1 protein-coding gene is annotated in these 250 nt (G+C 65.2%); it reads right to left on the bottom strand.

Annotated features, from left to right (window positions below; translation table 11 throughout):
- The coding region (locus O4G76_RS21220; RefSeq protein WP_269399071.1) for a hypothetical protein at positions 1 to 250 on the bottom strand (250 nt) is incomplete at both ends.

The raw sequence follows: 250 nt of genomic DNA, 5'->3' as shown, positions 1-250 counted from the left end.
CGGTAAAGCCGGCGGCATAGGCGTTTTTCCTGAGCACGCCCACGTTCCAGCCGCCCTGGGGCAAAAAGCGGTAGTTGGGCGTGTCGCGCAGCAGGGCGTAGTACGTGTTGCCGTAGCCAAAAGCCAGCGGATGGGTATTGTCCAGCTGCACCCGGTACACGCTGCCTTGCACCTGCTCGCCAATCTGCTCACGCTCCGCATCGGCGTAGCGGCGCAGGGCGGCGTAGGGGTTCGGCTTGCGGGCTGAGGT

This window comes from Limimaricola sp. G21655-S1 (assembly GCF_027213785.1).
GTDB lineage: Bacteria > Pseudomonadota > Alphaproteobacteria > Rhodobacterales > Rhodobacteraceae > Limimaricola.
The sequence above is the reverse complement of the archived record's forward strand: the minus strand, read 5'-3'. Positions and strand labels throughout refer to the sequence as shown.